The organism is Saccharopolyspora sp. 6V (genome assembly GCF_020176785.1).
GTDB lineage: Bacteria > Actinomycetota > Actinomycetes > Mycobacteriales > Pseudonocardiaceae > Saccharopolyspora_C > Saccharopolyspora_C gregorii.
This window is the reverse complement of the sequence record NZ_JAIUKB010000080.1, coordinates 1-15,762: the sequence shown is the minus strand read 5'-3', so window position 1 is coordinate 15,762 and position 15,762 is coordinate 1. Positions and strand designations below refer to the sequence as shown.

The following is a 15,762-nucleotide window of genomic DNA, read 5'->3' as shown; positions in this document are numbered from 1 at the left end:
GCTGCGGGATCGATTTCCCAAGTGGCTCCGCCACGAGGGAAATCGCTGTCCTCGCGAGGGAACCGCTGAGAACCCGCGGTTGGTCGGCTTGCTCTGGTGGTCGCCGCTCAGCGGCTGCGCCGCTGAGGGGAAACCGACAGGACCACCCGTCTCGTGGCAGGAGTTCAACTGCGGGTTCCGATGTCGGCGGTGCTTCCGGCCGCTAGGGCGTCGGCGATGCGGCGGCGGTGCCAGGCGGGGTCGCCCCAGGCGGCGCGCAGCGCGGTGGCCTTCAGCGTCCAGAGGTGCAGCGGGTGTTCGGCGGTGTAGCCGATCGCGCCGTGCACCTGCAGCGCGGTGCGCGCGGCCAGGTGCGCGGCCGCGGCCGCGGCGAGCTTCGCGGCCGAGGCGTCCCGCGCCGCGTGCCCCGCACCGGCGTCCCGCGACAGGCACGCCCCGTGCAGCAGCGGCCGGGCGAACTCCAGCCGCAGCGCCACGTCCGCCAGGTGGTGCTTGACGGCCTGGAAGCTCCCGACGGGCCTGCCGAACTGGTGGCGGTCTCGCACGTGCCGCACCGAGTCGTCCAGCAACCGCCGCCCCGCACCCAGCAGCTGCGCCGCGCACCCCAGCACCCCGGCGTCGAACGCGGCGGCCGGACGCGCCCCGGCCACCGCGGTGCCGGCCGCCCCGAGCGCCCACAGCCGCCGCACCGGATCGACCGACCGCTCCGGCGCACCGACCGGGTCCGCGCGGAGCACCCGCGTCCCGGCGCAGCGGTAGGTGGCCGCGGCCACGTCGGCGTCCAGCGCGCGCGGCACGAGCTCGTCGAACGCGACCGCCAGCACCGCCCGCCCGGCGGCGAGCTCCGGCAGCCGGTGCTGATCGGCGCTGCCCGCCAGCAGCGCGGGCGCGACCGCGACGGTCTCCACCACCGGCCCGGGCAGCCCCGCGTACCCGAACTCCTCCAGGCACACCGCGGTCTCCACCGCGCCCAGTCCGAGCCCGCCGAACTCGCCGGGCACCGCGACCCCGCACGCGCCCAGTTCGCCCAGCCGCCCCCAGCAGCGCCACCACGGCGCCGCGTCCCCGTCCGACCAGGCCCGTGCCAGTGCGGTTCCGCCGACATCGGCCAGCAGTGCGCGCAACGACTCGGCCATGTCCTGCTGCGCGGTGGTGCGGGTGAACCTCATCGCGGCTCCCGGGGCAGGCCGAGCAGCCGCTCGGCGACGACGTTGCGCTGGATCTCGTTGGTGCCCGCGTAGATCGGTCCGGCCAGCGCGAACAGGTGCCCCTCGGCCCAGGCACCGCCGTCCGGTGCGCCCGGGGAGTCGGCGGCGAGCTCCCCGTCCGGGCCTAGCAGGTCCAGCGCCGTCTCGTGCAGCGCGATGTCCAGCTCGGACCAGAACAGCTTGGTGAGGCTCGCCTCCGCGCCGATCCGCGCGCCGCCCAGCACCTTCGTCACCGTCTCGAACGTCGCCAGCCGGTAGGCCTGCGCGCCGAGCCACGCGGCCACCACCCCGTCCCGCGCCTCCCGGTCCGCGCCGCGCTCCCGCCACACCCGCACCAGCCGGCGGGCCGCCGCCAGGAACCGGCCGGGGCTGCGCAGCGACAGGCCGCGTTCGCTGCTCGCGGTGCTCATCGCCACCCGCCAGCCCTCGCCGACACCGCCGAGCACGTCCTCGTCCGGCACGAACACCTCGTCCAGGAAGATCTCCGCGAACGCGGGCTTCCCGTCCAGCCGGGGGATCGGGCGCACCACGACGCCTTCGGCGTCCAGCGGGAACAGGAAGTAGGTGAGCCCGCGGTGCCGCTGCGCGTCCGGGTCGCTGCGGAACAGCCCGAACGCGCGGTCGGCGAACGCGGCCCGCGAACTCCACGTCTTCTGCCCGGACAACCGCCAGCCGCCCGGCACCCGGTGGGCTCGGCTGCGGATTCCGGCGAGGTCGCTGCCCGCCTCGGGTTCGGACCAGGCCTGCGCCCAGACCTCCTCCCCGGACGCCATCCGGGGCAGGTAGCGCTCGCGCTGCCGCGGCGTGCCGTGCTCGAACATCGTCGGCGCCAGCAGGAAGATCCCGTTCTGCCCGACCCGGCCCGGCGCCCCGGCCGCGTGGTACTCCTCCTCGAACAGCAGCCAGCGCACCAGGGACGCGTCGCGGCCGCCGAACTCCACCGGCCAGGACACCACCGACAGCCGCGCCGCGTGCAGGGCGCGCTCCCACTCGCGGTGCGCGGCGAAACCGCGCTCGGTCTCCAGCGACGGCAGCGGTTCCGGGGGCAGGTTGGCCGCGAGCCACGCCCGCACCTCGTCGCGGAACGCCAGGTCCTCGGCTGCGAACGTCAGGTCCACGGCGTCCTCCGGTTCAGCGGGGCGGGTCGTCGTCGGCGGCCCGCTTCATGCCCTTCGCGTCCATGCCGGCCAGCGAGTCGCCGCCGACCTCGGCGTTGTGCGCGTGCGCCAGGTGGTGCAACCCGAACGCCGAATCGAGGCCGCTGTGCCTGCCCATCAGGTCCTCGGCCTGGTTGACGGCCTTCTTCGCCAGCGCCAGCCCGAACCGGGGCATCGCCGCCACCTCGGCGGCCAGCGCCAGCGAGGTCTCGGCGAGCCGGTCGCGGGGCACCACCTCGGTGACCATGCCGATCTCGTGCGCCCGCCGCGCGCTCAACCGCCTGCCGGTGAACAGCAGCTCCTTCGCGACCCGCGGTCCCAGCACCCACGGGTGCACGAAGTACTCGACGCCCGGAATCCCCATCCGCACCACCGGATCGGCGAAGAACGCGTCCTCGGCGGCCACGACCAGGTCGCACACCCACGCCAGCATCAGCCCGCCCGCGACGCACGCGCCCTGCACGCTCGCGACCACCGGCTTCGGCATCTCCCGCCAGCGGCGGCACATGCCCAGGTACACCTCCTGCTCGCGGGCGAAGCGGGACTCCCCGCCGGACCGGCCGACGTGGCCCCACCACAGCCCGGCGCGGCGTTCGAAGTCCACGTCCGCGTCCCGGCCGGGGGAGCCGATGTCGTGGCCCGCGGAGAAGTGCTCGCCCGCCCCGGCCAGCACGATCGCCCCGACCTCGTCGTCGGCGCAGGCCCGGTAGAACGCGTCGTCGAGCGCGTAGGTCATCGCGGAGTTCTGCGCGTTGCGATACCGCGGCCGGTTCATCGTCACCACGGCGGTCCGCTCGACCCGCTCGTAGCGCACCACCGGTTCGTCGTCGGCCATCGTCTGCTCCTCGTCGCGGGAGTCGCCCGGCCACCCGAGGCTAGCCGACACTAGCAAGTGCTTGGTAGGGGTTGATTTTCCCGTCCACTGCTGGAGAATCCGAAATCGTGACCCGGTGGAAGGCGGTGCTCGGATGGACCTCACCGACAGCCCGGCCGAAGCGGCGTTCCGCCGCGAGGTCCGCGACTGGCTCGGCGACCACCTCACCGGCGAGTTCGCCGACGCCCGCGGGCTCGGCGGCCCGGGCAGCGAGCACGAGGCGTTCGAGGTCCGGCTGGCCTGGGACCGGCTGCTCGCCGACGGCGGCTGGACCTGCCTGGGCTGGCCGGTGGAGCACGGCGGCCGCGGCGCCTCCACCGCGCAGCAGATGATCTTCCACGAGGAGTACGCGCGGGCCGCGGCACCGGTGCGCGTCGGCCACGTCGGCGAGGAACTGCTCGGGCCCACGCTGATCGCCTTCGGCACCGAGCAGCAGCGCCGCCGGTTCCTGCCGGAGATCGTGGCGGTCCGCGAGCTGTGGTGCCAGGGCTACTCGGAACCCTCGGCCGGTTCCGACCTGGCGAACGTGTCCACCCGGGCGCGGCGCGACGGGCCGGACTGGGTGATCGACGGGCAGAAGACGTGGACCTCGCTGGCGCACCAGGCGGACTGGTGCTTCCTGCTCGCCCGCACCGGGCCGCCGGGGCAGCGCCACCGCGGGCTGTCCTGCCTGCTGCTGCCGATGGACCGGCCGGGCGTCGAGGTGCGGCCCATCGTGCAGCTCACCGGCACCTCCGAGTTCAACGAGGTGTTCTTCGACGGCGCCCGCACCGCCGCCGAGCACGTCGTCGGCGAGGTCGGCGACGGCTGGCGGGTCGCCATGGGCACCCTCGGCTTCGAACGCGGCGTCGGCACCATCGACCAGCAGGTGGTGTTCCGGCGCGAACTGGAACGCATCACCGACCTCGCCCGCCGCAACGGGGCGATGGACGACCCCGTGCTGCGCGACAAGATCACCCGGGCGTGGATCGGGCTGGAGGTCATGCGGTTCACCGCGCTGCGCACCCTCACCGGCGTCGCCGAGGGCACGGCCGGGCCGGAGGCCTCCATCGCGAAGCTGCACTGGGCGACCTTCCACCGCGGCCTCGGCGAACTGGCCGTGGAGGTCGCGGGAGCCTGCGGGCTGGTCGCCGCCGGAGCGCCCTACGAGCTCGACGAGGGGCAGCGGCTGTTCCTGTTCTCCCGCGCCGACACGATCTACGGCGGCTCCAACGAGATCCAGCGCACCATCATCGCCGAGCGGGTGCTCGGCCTGCCGAAGGAGGCCCGGCCGTGACCGCTCCCGCCGAACCCGCCCCGCACGCGCTGCTGACCGGCCGGACCGCGCTCGTCACCGCCGCCGCGGGAACGGGGATCGGCGCGGCCACCGCCCGCCGGATGCTGCGCGAAGGCGCCCGGGTCGTGCTCAGCGACCGGCACGAACGGCGGCTGGAGGCCACCCGCGCCGAACTCGCCGAGCTGCCGGGCGCGCAGGTGCTCGCCGTGCCCTGCGACGTCACCGACGAGCAGCAGGTGGCGGACCTGTTCGCCGCCGCCGCCGCCGAGTTCGGCCGGCTGGACGTGGTCGTCAACAACGCCGGGCTCGGCGGCACGGCCGCGATCCAGGACATGACAGACGAGCAGTGGGACGGCGTCCTCGACATCACCCTCAACGGCACGTTCCGCTGCACCCGCGCCGCGATCCGGCACTTCCGGGACGCCGGCGGCGGGGGAGTGGTGGTGAACAACGCCTCGGTGGTCGGCTGGCGCGCGCAGGCCGGGCAGGCGCACTACGCGGCCGCGAAGGCCGGGGTGATGGCGTTGACCCGGTGCGCCGCCCTCGACGCCGCCGAGTTCGGCGTCCGGGTCAACGCGGTGGCGCCGAGCCTGGTGCTGCACCCGCACCTGGCGAAGGTCACCTCCGCGCCGCTGCTCGCGGAACTCGAATCCCGCGAGGCGTTCGGCCGCTCCGCCGAGCCCTGGGAGGTCGCGAACACCATCGTGTTCCTCGCCTCCGACTACGCCACCTACCTGACCGGAGAGGTCCTCTCGGTCAGCAGCCAGCACCCCTGAGACCCGGCGAACGAGCACCGCCCCGGGGTGGTGAGAGGATGGTGGGATGGTGGGAAGCAAGCGCTCGGCCGGGGACGTGGCGGCGACCGGGTCGCGGCGGCGGGCGGAACTGCTCGCGATCGCCGCCGACCTGTTCGCGCGGCGCGGCTTCGTGGTCACCACCGTCCGCGAGATCGCCGACGCCGCCGGCATCCTGTCCGGCAGCCTCTACCACCACTTCGACTCCAAGGAGTCGATGGTCGACGAGATCCTCCGCGAATTCCTCGGCTACCAGCAGGAGCTCTACGCCGAGGTGCTGCGCGAGGACCACGACCCGCGGACCACCATCACCGAGCTGGTGCGGCGCTCGTTCCAGGCGATGGACCGGTACCGCTCGGCGGTGACGATCTACCAGAACGAGGCGAAGCACCTGGCGCAGTTCGACCGCTTCGCCTACCTGCGCCGGGCGGGCAACGACTTCGAGCGCACCTGGACCAAGGTGCTGCAGCAGGGGCAGCGGGACGGCGTGTTCCGCGACGACCTGCATGTCAAGATCGCCTACCGGTTCATCCGGGACACGGTGTGGACCACGGTGCACTGGTACAACCCGCGCGGCAGGCTGAACGCCCAGGTGATCGCCGACCAGCACGTGACGCTGCTGTGCGAGGGGATCATGGCGCCGCGGGCGTGACCCGCGCGGCGGTCTCACCGAGCACGCGGGTGGCGTCCGCGACGATCCGCGCCACGAGCTCCGCGCAGCCGGGCAGCTCGTCGAGCGCGCCGACCACCTGCCCGGCGGGCAGCACCCCGGCCTCGGTGTCGCCGCGCACCAGTCCCGCCTCGATCAGCGCGGGCGTGTTGGCGGCCAGCAGCACCGCGCTCCACGGCATCTCGCGGCGGCGCCGCATCGACCGGCCTTCGGCGAGCATCGCGCGCCAGGTCAGCCCGCTGCTCGCCTTGAACGCCGCCGCCCGCCGCAACGCGCCGGGCAGCCGCCGCCACCGGGATTCGGCGGTGTCGGTGAGCGCGCTGCGCAGCATCCGGTGCGGCATCCCGTCCACCCGCGCGGTCACCAGCGCTTCGTGCGCGCCCGCGGCGAGGTAGCGCCGCTTCACCTCGTCCGGCACCGGGCTGTCGCGGGTGAGCAGGAACCGGGTCCCCATGCCGATCCCGGCCGCGCCGTAGCAGAGCGCGGCGGCCAGCCCGCGCCCGTCGAAGAACCCGCCCGCGGCGATCACCGGCAGGTCCACCGCGTCGAGCACCTGCGGCAGCAGCACGGTGGTGGCGACCGGGCCGGTGTGCCCGCCGCCCTCGCCGCCCTGCACCAGCACCGCGTCCGCGCCCCACGCCGCGACCTTCTCGGCGTGCCTGCGCGCCCCGACGGAGGGGATCACCACGATGCCCGCGTCCTTGAGCTTGCCGACGAGCCGTTCGGCGGGCAGCAGCGCGAACGAGGCGACCGGTACCCGTTCGCGGATGAGCAGGTCCACCCGCTGCTCGGCGTCGGCGGCATCGGCGCGCAGGTTCACCCCGAACGGCCGGTCGGTGCGCTCCCGCACCTCCCGGATGGCGGCGGCCAGCCGCTCGCGGCTCATCGTGGCGGAGGCGAGGATGCCGAGCGCCCCCGCCTCCGCGGTCGCCGACACGAGCCGCGGGCCCGCGACCCAGCCCATCCCGGTCTGCACGATCGGATGGCGCACCCCGGTCAACCGGCACAGCGCGGTGTCCAGCCGCGGCGCGCTCACGCGGGCACCTCCCGGTGCCGCAGCCCGTCCGGGTCCAGCCTGCCGCGGATCAGCTCCAGCTCCTCGGCCGACGGCAGCCGGGTCTCGGCGACCGCCGAGGTGTCCAGCTCGAACCCGGTGCGCTGCCGCACCTCCCGCACGGTCACGCCCGGGTGCACCGAGCGCAGCCGCATCGTCCGGTCCGGCCCGGCGAAGTCGAGCACCGCGAGGTCGGTGACCACCACCCGCACGTCGTGGAACCGGCCGGCGGCACCGGTGGCCCGGTCGTGCCCGACACCGCAGACCAGGTCGACGCGTTCCACGAAGGTCCGCTCGCCGTGCTTCGGCACCCAGTAGTTCGTGACGTGGTTGACGCTGTTGCCCGGCGCCCCGCGCACCCCGATCAGCTGCACCTTCGGCCGCTCCCACGGCCCGATCCGGGAGATGTTCTGGTTGCCGTACCGGTCGATCTGGGTGGCGCCCATCATCACCCGCCTGCGCCCGCCCGCGAGCAGGTCGAGGACCCGGCGGTACGGCATCCAGCCCTCGGCGGTGGCCGCCTCGGATTCGCGGCCCAGTGGGGGCGGTTCGGTCAGCAGCACCGCCTCCCCGTCGGTGAGCAGCAGGTCCGGTGCCGTGGTCAGCCGGGCCAGCCGGGCGCCGAGCGCGGGGATCAGCCCGAACGGGGAGGCCAGCACCTCCCCGGCGTCGTGCCAGCTGTCGGCGCAGGCCGCGGCGCACACCTCCGCCCTGGTCGCGTCCATCACCCGTTCACCTCCCGCGCCGCGTCCACCGCGGCCTGGTAGGACCGTTCGTCCCCGGCGAGGAACTCGTCGTGGAACGCCTGCCAGCTCGCCGCGTCGGCGGCGGCCGCGGCGTAGCGGCGCTGGAACGCCTCGTCCCGCTCGTGGTCCGGGGCGCAGGAGGTGAAGTGCGCGCCGCGCGGGGTCTCCGCGACCGCGTCCACGTGGGTGCGGTCCAGCAGCAGCGACTGCACCGGCCCGCCTCGCAGCAGCTCCTCGGTCGGCACCACCCGCTCGCAGCTGAGGTAGCCGTGGTCGGCGGCGGCGCACATCAGGTCGTCGAAGTACGGGTCGGGCCCGAGGTACTGGGCGTTGCCGTGCCGGTCGGCGCGGTTGAGGTGCACCAGCGCCGCGTCCAGCCGCAGCGCGGGCATCGCCAGCAGCTCCTCGCCGTCCGGGTAGGGGGAGCGCACGGTGCGCAGCTCCGGGTCGAGCGCGGGCACGTCGGAGCCGAGCCCGGCGCGGGTCGGCAGGAACGGCAGCCGCGCGGCCGCGGCGCGCAGGCCCGCCAGCACCATGCCCTCGTCGTACTCGGCGACCGCGAGCTCCCCGCGCTGGCGCGCCGCCCGGAAGTGCGGGTCCAGCGGGATCGAGTCCAACGACACGAACCCGTGCACCACCTTCCGCAGCCTGCCCGCGGCGGCCAGCAGTCCGACGTCCGGGCCGCCGTAGGAGACCAGCGTCAGATCGCGCACCTCGGTGCGCAGGATCGCCCGCACCAGCGCCATCGGCTTGCGCCGGGAACCCCAGCCGCCGATGCCGATGGTCATCCCGCTGCGCAGCCGCCCCGCGATCTCGTCGGGGCTCACCAGCTTGTCCCGCACCGCCCTCACCCTCCCCGCCGGGAGTCGCCGTGCACGAACTCCTCCCGGGCTCGGTCGGACACCCCGCTGAGGTTGAGCTCGAAGGTGAACCCCTGCTCGAACCGGTAGCTGCGGTGCACGTCCACCGGGTCGATGCCGTTGAGCGATTCCTTGGCCTTGCGGATGACCAGCGGGTCCTTCGCGGCGATCTCGCCGGCGAGTTCCAGCGCCGCCGCGGGCAGCCGCGCGGGTTCGACGACGTCCCACACCGAGCCGAAGTCGGCGAGCTGCCGCGCCGTGGCGGTGCGCCCGGTGTAGAACATGGCGCGCGCGAAGTGCGGCGGCACCAGCCGGGACAGGTGGGTGGCGGCGCCGAGCGCGCCCCGGTCCACCTCCGGCAGCCCGAAGTAGGCGTCCTCGCTCGCCAGCACGACGTCCGAGTTGCCGACCAGCCCGATGCCGCCGCCCAGGCAGAACCCGTGCACGGCGCTGATCACCGGTACCGGGCACTCGTAGACCTCGCGGAAGGCCTCGTAGCAGCCGCGGTTGACCTCGATCAGCTTGCCGTGCCCGGGGTCGGCGGCGAGTTCCTTGATGTCCACGCCCGCGTTGAACCCGCGGCCTTCGGCCCGCAGCACGAGCACCCGGACGCCGGGATCGGCGCCCTGAGCGCGGACGGCTTCGGCGAGGTCGAGCCAGCCCCGCGCGGGGAGGGCGTTCACCGGTGGGTGGTCGACGGTCAGCACCGCGATTCCGTTGTCGTGGCGGTGGATCCGGACTGTCATGGCATCACCGAACCTAGCACTTGTTAGGTTGTTGCTGGTACGGTAGCAACCGCCGCGAAGTCCTCGCCAGAGGCGGAGCGGAACCGGATTTCCCAGCAGCGGCAACGAATTCCGGAGGCGTCCATGAGCGTCGAGATCGACCTGTCCGGCCGGGTCGCGCTGGTGACCGGCGGAATCCGCGGCATCGGCGCGGGCATCGCGGCCGTGCTGCGGCGGGCGGGCGCCCGGGTGTGGGTCTGCTCCCGGAACCCACCGGAGGCGCCGCCGGAGGCCGAATTCCGGGCGGCCGACGTGCGCGACCCGGACCAGGTGGACGAGCTGATCGCGGCGATCGTGCGCGCGGAGGGCCGGCTCGACGTGCTGGTGAACAACGCCGGTGGCGCGCCGCCCGCGGACACCGCCACCGCCTCGCCGCGGTTCCACGCGAAGGTCGTCGAGCTGAACCTGCTGGCACCGCTGCTGGTCAGCCAGCGGGCGTGGCCGGCTCTGCGGGAGACCGGCGGCTCCATCACCATGATCAGCAGCGTGGCGGCACGGCGGCCCGCGCCCACCATCGCCGCCTACGCGGCCGCGAAGGCCGGGCTGGAGAACCTGACCCGCACGCTCGCGCTGGAGTTCGCGCCCGCGGTGCGGGTGAACGCGGTCGCGGTGGGCGTGGCGAGCACCGAGAACTTCGCCGAGCACTTCGGCGTCCCGGCGGGCGATTCCGGCTTCGCGGCGGGGATTCCGCTGGGCCGCCCGGCGGAACCGGAGGAGGTCGGCGCGCTGTGCGCGTTCCTCGCCTCACCGCTGGCCGGCTACCTGACCGGGGACGTGCTGTCCGTGCACGGCGGCGGTGAGCCGCACCCGAACCTGGCGCGGCTGGCCGAGCGGTTCCAGGCGCCGGGCTGATCGGCGCCCGACGACGAGCAGGAGGTGGCCGTGACGGGAATCTGCGCGGGCAGGGTGGTCGTGGTGACCGGTGCGGCGCGCGGCCGCGGCCGCGCCCACGCGCTGGAGTTCGCCCGCCAGGGCGCGTCGGTGGTGGTCAACGACATCGGAGTCGGCCTCGATGGCGGTGGTGGGGACGCCGCGGCCGCCGACGCGGTCGTCGCGGAGATCCGGGCCGCCGGAGGCGAGGCCGTCGCCGACGGGTCCGACGTGGCCGACTGGGCGCAGGCCGAGCGGCTGGTGGCGCGCGCGGTGGCGACCTTCGGGCGGCTGGACGTGCTGGTGAACAACGCGGGCTTCGTGCGGGACCGGATGCTGGTGAACCTCGCCGAGCAGGAGTGGGACGAGGTGCTGCGCGTCCACCTCAAGGGCCACGCGGCGACGATGCGGCACGCGGCCGCGCACTGGCGGGACCGCGCGAAGGCGGGGGAGCGGGTGGACGCGCGCATCGTGAACACCTGCTCCGGCGCGGGCCTGCTCGGCAGCGTCGGGCAGGGCAACTACGCGGCGGCGAAGGCGGGCATCGCCGCGCTGACGGTGAACGCCGCCGCCGAGCTCGGCCGCTACGGCGTCACCGCGAACGCGATCGCCCCGGCGGCGCGCACCCGGATGACCGAGCAGGTGTTCGCCGCCGACATGGCCCGCCCGGACGGGGGAGGTTTCGACGCGATGGCGCCGGAGAACGTCTCCCCGCTGGTGGTGTGGCTCGGCAGCGCCGAATCGGCCGCCGTCACCGGACGCGTCTTCGAGGTGCAGGGCGGCGAGGTGCGGCTGATGACCGGCTGGCGCCACGGCGCCGGCGACGACGCGGGCCGCCGCCGCGATCCGGCGGAACTCGGCGCGGTGGTGCACGACCTGCTGCGCCGCGACCCCGAACCGGAACCGGTCTACGGGGCGTGAATCCGAACAGGGCCGCAACGACGGGAGCGAGATGACCGAGGCGTACATCGTCGACGCGCTGCGGACCCCGGTGGGCAAGCGCGGCGGCGGGCTCAGCGGGGTGCACCCGGCGGACCTGTCCGCGCACGTGCTGCAGGCGCTGGTGCGGCGCACCGGTGCCGACCCCGGCGAAGTGGACGACGTGGTGTGGGGCTGCGTGGACGCGGTCGGCGCGCAGGCGGGCAACATCGCCCGCACCGGCTGGCTCGCCGCCGGCTTCCCGGAGCACGTGCCGGGCGTGACGATCGACCGGCAGTGCGGTTCCTCGCAGCAGGCGGTGCACTTCGCGGCGCAGGCGGTGCTCAGCGGCACCGCGGACGTGGTCGTCGCGGGCGGGGTGGCGAACATGAGCGCCATCCCGATCGGCAGCGCGCTGCGCGCCGCGGACGGCCTGGACTTCCCGGTGGCCTACGGACCGGACTCGGGTTCGCACGGCTGGCAGCGGCGCTACGGCGACGCCGAGGTGACCCAGTTCCAGGGCGCCGAGCTCATCGCGCGGCACTGGGGCGTCTCGCGCGCCGACATGGAGGAGTTCGCGCTGCGCAGCCACCGCCGTGCGATCGCCGCGATCGACGAGGGCCGCTTCGACGCCGAGCTGGTGCCGGTCGCCGGGGTGGAGCGGGACGAGGGGCCGCGCCGCGACACCGGGCCGGAGAAGCTGGCCGCGCTCCGGCCGCTGCGGCCGGACGGGCTGCTCACCGCCGGGGTGTCCAGCCAGCTCTCCGACGGCGCCTCGGCGCTGCTGGTGGCCTCGGAGCGGGCGGTGGCCGCGCACGGCTGGCGCCCGCGGGCCCGCGTCCACCACCTGAGCGTGCGCGGCGACGACCCGGTGCTGATGCTGTCCGCGCCGATCGAGGCCACCCGGCACGCGCTGCGGAAGGCGGGGCTGTCCGCGTCCGACCTGGACGTGGTGGAGATCAACGAGGCGTTCGCGAGCGTGGTGCTGGCCTGGCAGCGGGAGATCGACGTGGATCCGGCGAAGGTCAACCCGAATGGCGGCGCGATCGCGCTCGGGCATCCGCTGGGCGCGACCGGGACGAAGCTGATGGCGACGATGCTGGGCGAGCTGGAGCGCACCGGCGGCCGCTACGGCCTGCAGACGATGTGCGAGGGAGGCGGCACCGCGAACGTCACCGTCCTCGAACGGCTCGGCGACTAGCGCGGCCGGGGCCACGTGGCGCGGATCACCGATCGGATGTCAGGATTCCTGCTCGGCGGAGCCATCGCTGGTCGGCCGGGTGCGGGCGGGGCCGCGCGCCCGGCCGGAGGGCGTTGCGCCGGTCCGGACCGTGCTCCGGAGCCCGCCCGGGAGGTGTGTTCTAGACCGCACGTGACCTTCTGAGGACATTTCACGTTTACCTTGCCAGGGGCGAGGTCGTCATCCGGGAGGTTCGGTTGGTGGAAGTGGACGTGGCGCGCGGGCGGCACGAGTGGATCGAACCCGGGGCGTTCGAGGTCGCGCCCGGGGTGCACCGGATCCCGCTGCCCATGCCCGGCGACGGGCTGCGCGCGGTCAACGTCTACGCCCTGGAGGACGGCGACGGGCTGGCGCTCGTCGACGCCGGGTGGGCGCTGCCGGAGGCCCGCGAAGCGCTGGAGCGCGGCCTCGGGCTGCTGGAGCGCGGGATCGGCGACGTGCGCCGGTTCCTGGTCACCCACCTGCACCGGGACCACTACACCCTCGCGGTGCGGCTGCGCGCCGAGACCGGCGCCACCATCGCCCTCGGCGCGGGCGAACGCCCCTCGCTGGAGGCGCTGCTGGACGGCACCGCGGACCGGCAGCTCGGCAAGCTGGAACGCGCCGGTGGGGACGAGCTCGCCGCGATGGTGCGCGACGCGCTCGTCGGCGTCGGCGGCGGGCCGGAGCAGGACTACGAGCAGCCCGACGAGTGGCTCGACGACGGTGCCGAGGTCCGGGTCGGTTCCCGGACGCTGCGCGTGCTGGAGACCCCCGGCCACACCCGCGGGCACGTCGTGTTCGTCGACGCGGCGAACGGGTTGCTGTTCGCCGGGGACCACGTGCTGCCGCACATCACGCCGTCCATCGGGCTGGAGGCCGCCCGCACCCCGCTGCCGCTCGGTGACTACCTGAGCTCGCTGCGGCTGGTCGGCGAGCTGCCGGACCTGCGGCTGCTGCCCGCGCACGGACCGGTCACCGGCAGCGCGCACGCCAGGGTCGCCGAACTCCTCGACCACCACGAGCGGCGCCTCGACCAGACCGCGGCCGCCGTGCTCGCGGGCGCGGCGACCGGCTTCGAGGTCGCGGGCGTGCTCGGCTGGACCCGCCGGGAGCGGGCCTTCGCCGACCTGGACGAGTTCAACCGGATCCTGGCCGTCGGCGAGACCCTGGCGCACCTGGACGTGCTGGTGGAGCGCGGCCGCCTGCGCCGGTCCACATCGGACGGTGTCGACCGCTACCGGCAGGCCTGATGGGACGGCGGCACAGCGCGCGCCGGGTTTCAGCGCAGCAGCAGGCGAACCGTGAGCTCCAGCCGGTTCGCCACGTCGGTCGCCGAGGCGCGGCGGGTCACCCAGGCGACCAGGTTGGACAGCCACACGTCCGCGATCACGCGGGCGATCGCGCGCTGCTCGTCGGTCGGCTCCTCGTCGCCGGTGGTCATCGCCCCGCTGAACAGCGCCTCGGTCAGCGCGCCGACCGCGTCGACCTCGTTGGCCGCCGAGGTGTCGGCGAACATGAACGCCCGCGTCATCGCCTCGGTCAACTGCGGGTTGCGCTGCATGGTGCGGGTCGTGCGGGACAGCACGTGCAGCACCCGGTCGTACGGGGTGTCGCCGGGGATCTTGCTGCGGTCCAGCCGGTCCAGCGACCGCTCGAACTCGCGGGCCAGGCCGGTCACCAACAGGTGGATCTTGGACGGGAAGTACCGGTAGAGCGTTCCCAGCGCCACGTCGGCCTTCTCGGCCACCGCGCGCATCTGCACGGCCTCGTAACCGCCCTTGCCCGCGAGGGCGATGGTGGCGTCGATGATCCGCTTGCGACGCGCGTTCTGCGCCGCCGAGCCGCCCTGGTCGTCGGCCAGCAGGCTGGCCGCGCTGCTCGCGGCACCGCGTCGCGGCATGGCGTTCATGAGGTCGGTCCTCTCTTGCGTCGGTCTCGCTGCGCCGCCCGCGGGGGCGGCGTCCCTCCCGGCGGGGCTGCGCCGGCCGCATGCCTGGATGAGAACATGTTCCACTCTACCCGTTGCGTGCCGCGGCGGCCCTGCGAGGTGAATTCGTGCGAGTAGCGCTGCTGTCGTACCGGAGCAAGCCGCACTGCGGCGGGCAAGGCGTCTACGTCCGGAACCTGAGCCGCGAACTGGTCGGGCTCGGCCACCGCGTCGAGGTGTTCTCCGGCCCGCCGTACCCGGACCTGGACCCGGGCGTGGAGCTGACCCGGGTGCCGAGCCTGGACCTCTACCGGGAACCCGACCCGTTCCGCACCCCGCACTGGCGGGAGCTGCGCGACCTCACCGATGTGCTGGAGGTCGCGACCATGTGGTCGGCGGGCTTCCCGGAACCGCTCACCTTCAGCCTGCGCGCGGCGAAGCTGCTGCGGGCGCGGGCCGGCGAGTTCGACGTGGTGCACGACAACCAGTGCCTCGGCTACGGGCTGCTGGGGCTGCGCCGCGCCGGGCTGCCGCTGGTGGCGACCGTGCACCACCCGATCACCCACGACCGCAGGCTGGAGCTGGCCGCCGCCGAGGGCTGGCGGCGGTTCGGGGTGCGCCGCTGGTACGGGTTCCTGCGGATGCAGGGCCGGGTGGCGCGGCGGATCCCCGAACTGCTCACCGTCTCGGAATCCTCGGCCCGCGACATCGTCGAGGACTTCGGCGTGGACCCGGGACGGCTGCGGGTGGTGCCGCTCGGCGTGGACCACGAGGTGTTCCGGCCGCCGGAGCGCCCGCGGGTGCCCGGCCGGATCGTCGCGATGGCCAGCGCGGACACCCCGCTCAAGGGCGTCGGCACGCTGCTGGAGGCGGTGGCGAAGCTGCGCACCGAGCGCGAGGTGGAACTCGTTCTCGTCGCCTCGCCGACCCCGGGCGGGCCGACCGAGCGGCTCATCGACGAGCTGGACATCTCCGGCGCGGTCCGCACCGTCAGCGGCATCAGCGACGAGGAGCTCGCCGAGCTGGTCGGCTCCGCCGAGATCGCCTGCGTGCCGTCGCTCTACGAGGGCTTCTCGCTGCCCACAGTCGAGGCGATGTCCTGCGGCACCCCGCTGGTCGCCAGCCGCGCGGGCGCGATCCCGGAGGTCGCCGGACCGGACGGGGAGTGCGCCGACCTGGTGCCGCCCGGGGACGCCGAAGCGCTCGCCGGGGCGCTCGGCGCGCTGCTGGACGACCCGGAGCGCAGGCGGCGGATGGGCGAGAACGGCAGGCAGCGGGTGCTGCGCGAGTACAGCTGGGCGTGGGGGGGGGGGGCCCCCCCCCCCCCGGGGGGGGGGGCTGGGCGCGAGCGGAAACAGGCCCCCCCCGACCGCGCCCCAACGGGGGGGCCCCCACCCCCCG

At 74.7% G+C, this 15,762-nt stretch carries 16 protein-coding genes; 8 read left to right on the top strand and 8 right to left on the bottom strand.

Annotated elements, in window-relative coordinates:
* Positions 1-164 precede the first annotated feature (164 nt).
* From LCD35_RS16555 to LCD35_RS16545, 3 genes are read right to left on the bottom strand one after another with little or no spacing between them, the layout of a single operon-like run.
* Positions 165-1,169 (bottom strand): acyl-CoA dehydrogenase family protein, encoded by a 1,005-nt coding sequence (locus tag LCD35_RS16555; RefSeq protein ID WP_225044429.1) that lies wholly within the window; start codon positions 1,167-1,169, stop codon positions 165-167.
* A complete protein-coding gene (locus LCD35_RS16550) occupies positions 1,166-2,326 on the bottom strand; it encodes an acyl-CoA dehydrogenase family protein (RefSeq protein WP_224968120.1) in 1,161 nt (386 codons plus the stop codon). The genes LCD35_RS16555 and LCD35_RS16550 overlap by 4 nt, the downstream gene beginning before the upstream one ends.
* Before the next feature lie 13 nt (positions 2,327-2,339).
* Positions 2,340-3,200, bottom strand: a complete 861-nt coding sequence (locus LCD35_RS16545; RefSeq protein ID WP_224968122.1) for an enoyl-CoA hydratase — start codon at positions 3,198-3,200, stop codon at positions 2,340-2,342.
* A 133-nt stretch (positions 3,201-3,333) separates the two neighbouring features.
* Between LCD35_RS16545 and LCD35_RS16540 the strand changes: the two genes are divergently transcribed.
* Genes LCD35_RS16540 through LCD35_RS16530 form a run of 3 tightly spaced genes read left to right on the top strand, consistent with a single transcriptional unit; the run spans position 3,334 to position 5,961 of the window.
* Positions 3,334-4,515, top strand: coding sequence for an acyl-CoA dehydrogenase family protein (locus tag LCD35_RS16540; protein ID WP_224968124.1), 1,182 nt, complete (start codon positions 3,334-3,336; stop codon positions 4,513-4,515).
* Positions 4,512-5,291: an SDR family oxidoreductase gene (locus tag LCD35_RS16535; RefSeq protein WP_224968126.1), complete on the top strand. Its 780-nt coding sequence runs from the start codon at positions 4,512-4,514 to the stop codon at positions 5,289-5,291. Before LCD35_RS16540 ends, LCD35_RS16535 begins: the two co-directional genes overlap by 4 nt.
* A 46-nt stretch (positions 5,292-5,337) precedes the next feature.
* The gene (locus LCD35_RS16530; protein ID WP_224968129.1) at positions 5,338-5,961 is read left to right on the top strand and encodes a TetR/AcrR family transcriptional regulator; all 624 of its coding nucleotides are present in this window, start codon (positions 5,338-5,340) and stop codon (positions 5,959-5,961) included.
* Here LCD35_RS16530 and LCD35_RS16525 read toward each other — a convergent pair.
* Genes LCD35_RS16525 through LCD35_RS16510 form a run of 4 tightly spaced genes read right to left on the bottom strand, consistent with a single transcriptional unit; the run spans position 5,942 to position 9,385 of the window.
* Positions 5,942-7,000 (bottom strand): nitronate monooxygenase family protein, encoded by a 1,059-nt coding sequence (locus LCD35_RS16525; RefSeq protein WP_224968137.1) that lies wholly within the window; start codon positions 6,998-7,000, stop codon positions 5,942-5,944. The two genes, LCD35_RS16530 and LCD35_RS16525, sit on opposite strands and share 20 nt — an antisense overlap.
* 11 nt (positions 7,001-7,011) lie before the next feature.
* The gene (locus tag LCD35_RS16520) at positions 7,012-7,758 is read right to left on the bottom strand and encodes a CoA-transferase subunit beta (protein ID WP_224977825.1); all 747 of its coding nucleotides are present in this window, start codon (positions 7,756-7,758) and stop codon (positions 7,012-7,014) included.
* A complete protein-coding gene (locus LCD35_RS16515) occupies positions 7,758-8,621 on the bottom strand; it encodes a CoA transferase subunit A (protein ID WP_224958852.1) in 864 nt (287 codons plus the stop codon). Before LCD35_RS16515 ends, LCD35_RS16520 begins: the two co-directional genes overlap by 1 nt.
* Before the next feature lie 5 nt (positions 8,622-8,626).
* Entirely contained in the window at positions 8,627-9,385 is a 759-nt protein-coding gene (locus tag LCD35_RS16510; protein WP_224958853.1) for an enoyl-CoA hydratase family protein, read from the bottom strand.
* 123 nt (positions 9,386-9,508) lie between these two features.
* On the opposite strand from LCD35_RS16510, the gene LCD35_RS16505 reads away from it, so the two are divergent.
* The 4 genes from LCD35_RS16505 to LCD35_RS16490 all read left to right on the top strand — a co-directional run bounded on the left by LCD35_RS16505 (position 9,509) and on the right by LCD35_RS16490 (position 13,684).
* A complete protein-coding gene (locus LCD35_RS16505; protein WP_224968133.1) occupies positions 9,509-10,276 on the top strand; it encodes an SDR family oxidoreductase in 768 nt (255 codons plus the stop codon).
* Positions 10,277-10,306: 30 nt separating this feature from the next.
* Positions 10,307-11,215, top strand: coding sequence for an SDR family oxidoreductase (locus LCD35_RS16500; RefSeq protein ID WP_225044428.1), 909 nt, complete (start codon positions 10,307-10,309; stop codon positions 11,213-11,215).
* Positions 11,216-11,246: 31 nt separating this feature from the next.
* Positions 11,247-12,413: an acetyl-CoA C-acetyltransferase gene (locus LCD35_RS16495; RefSeq protein ID WP_224958856.1), complete on the top strand. Its 1,167-nt coding sequence runs from the start codon at positions 11,247-11,249 to the stop codon at positions 12,411-12,413.
* 239 nt (positions 12,414-12,652) lie between these two features.
* Positions 12,653-13,684: an MBL fold metallo-hydrolase gene (locus tag LCD35_RS16490; protein WP_224977826.1), complete on the top strand. Its 1,032-nt coding sequence runs from the start codon at positions 12,653-12,655 to the stop codon at positions 13,682-13,684.
* Between the two features lie 29 nt (positions 13,685-13,713).
* Here the strand turns inward: LCD35_RS16490 and kstR are convergent, their stop codons facing one another.
* Complete coding sequence (kstR, locus tag LCD35_RS16485) at positions 13,714-14,334, bottom strand: cholesterol catabolism transcriptional regulator KstR (RefSeq protein WP_373690079.1); 621 nt, start codon at positions 14,332-14,334, stop codon at positions 13,714-13,716.
* A 155-nt stretch (positions 14,335-14,489) separates the two neighbouring features.
* Here kstR and LCD35_RS16480 point away from each other — a divergent pair.
* The coding region (locus tag LCD35_RS16480; protein WP_225044427.1) for a glycosyltransferase family 4 protein at positions 14,490-15,762 on the top strand (1,273 nt) is incomplete at its 3' end.

What these genes read in the sequence shown, in the direction of transcription:
- LCD35_RS16555 (WP_225044429.1), bottom strand. Translation starts at nt 1,169, where the DNA reads ATGAGGTTCACCCGCACCACCGCGCAGCAGGACATGGCCGAGTCGTTG.
- LCD35_RS16545 (WP_224968122.1), bottom strand. Translation starts at nt 3,200, where the DNA reads ATGGCCGACGACGAACCGGTGGTGCGCTACGAGCGGGTCGAGCGGACC.
- LCD35_RS16540 (WP_224968124.1), top strand. Translation starts at nt 3,334, where the DNA reads ATGGACCTCACCGACAGCCCGGCCGAAGCGGCGTTCCGCCGCGAGGTC.
- LCD35_RS16530 (WP_224968129.1), top strand. Translation starts at nt 5,338, where the DNA reads ATGGTGGGAAGCAAGCGCTCGGCCGGGGACGTGGCGGCGACCGGGTCG.
- LCD35_RS16520 (WP_224977825.1), bottom strand. Translation starts at nt 7,758, where the DNA reads ATGGACGCGACCAGGGCGGAGGTGTGCGCCGCGGCCTGCGCCGACAGC.
- LCD35_RS16510 (WP_224958853.1), bottom strand. Translation starts at nt 9,385, where the DNA reads ATGACAGTCCGGATCCACCGCCACGACAACGGAATCGCGGTGCTGACC.
- LCD35_RS16505 (WP_224968133.1), top strand. Translation starts at nt 9,509, where the DNA reads ATGAGCGTCGAGATCGACCTGTCCGGCCGGGTCGCGCTGGTGACCGGC.
- LCD35_RS16495 (WP_224958856.1), top strand. Translation starts at nt 11,247, where the DNA reads ATGACCGAGGCGTACATCGTCGACGCGCTGCGGACCCCGGTGGGCAAG.
- kstR (WP_373690079.1), bottom strand. Translation starts at nt 14,334, where the DNA reads ATGCCGCGACGCGGTGCCGCGAGCAGCGCGGCCAGCCTGCTGGCCGAC.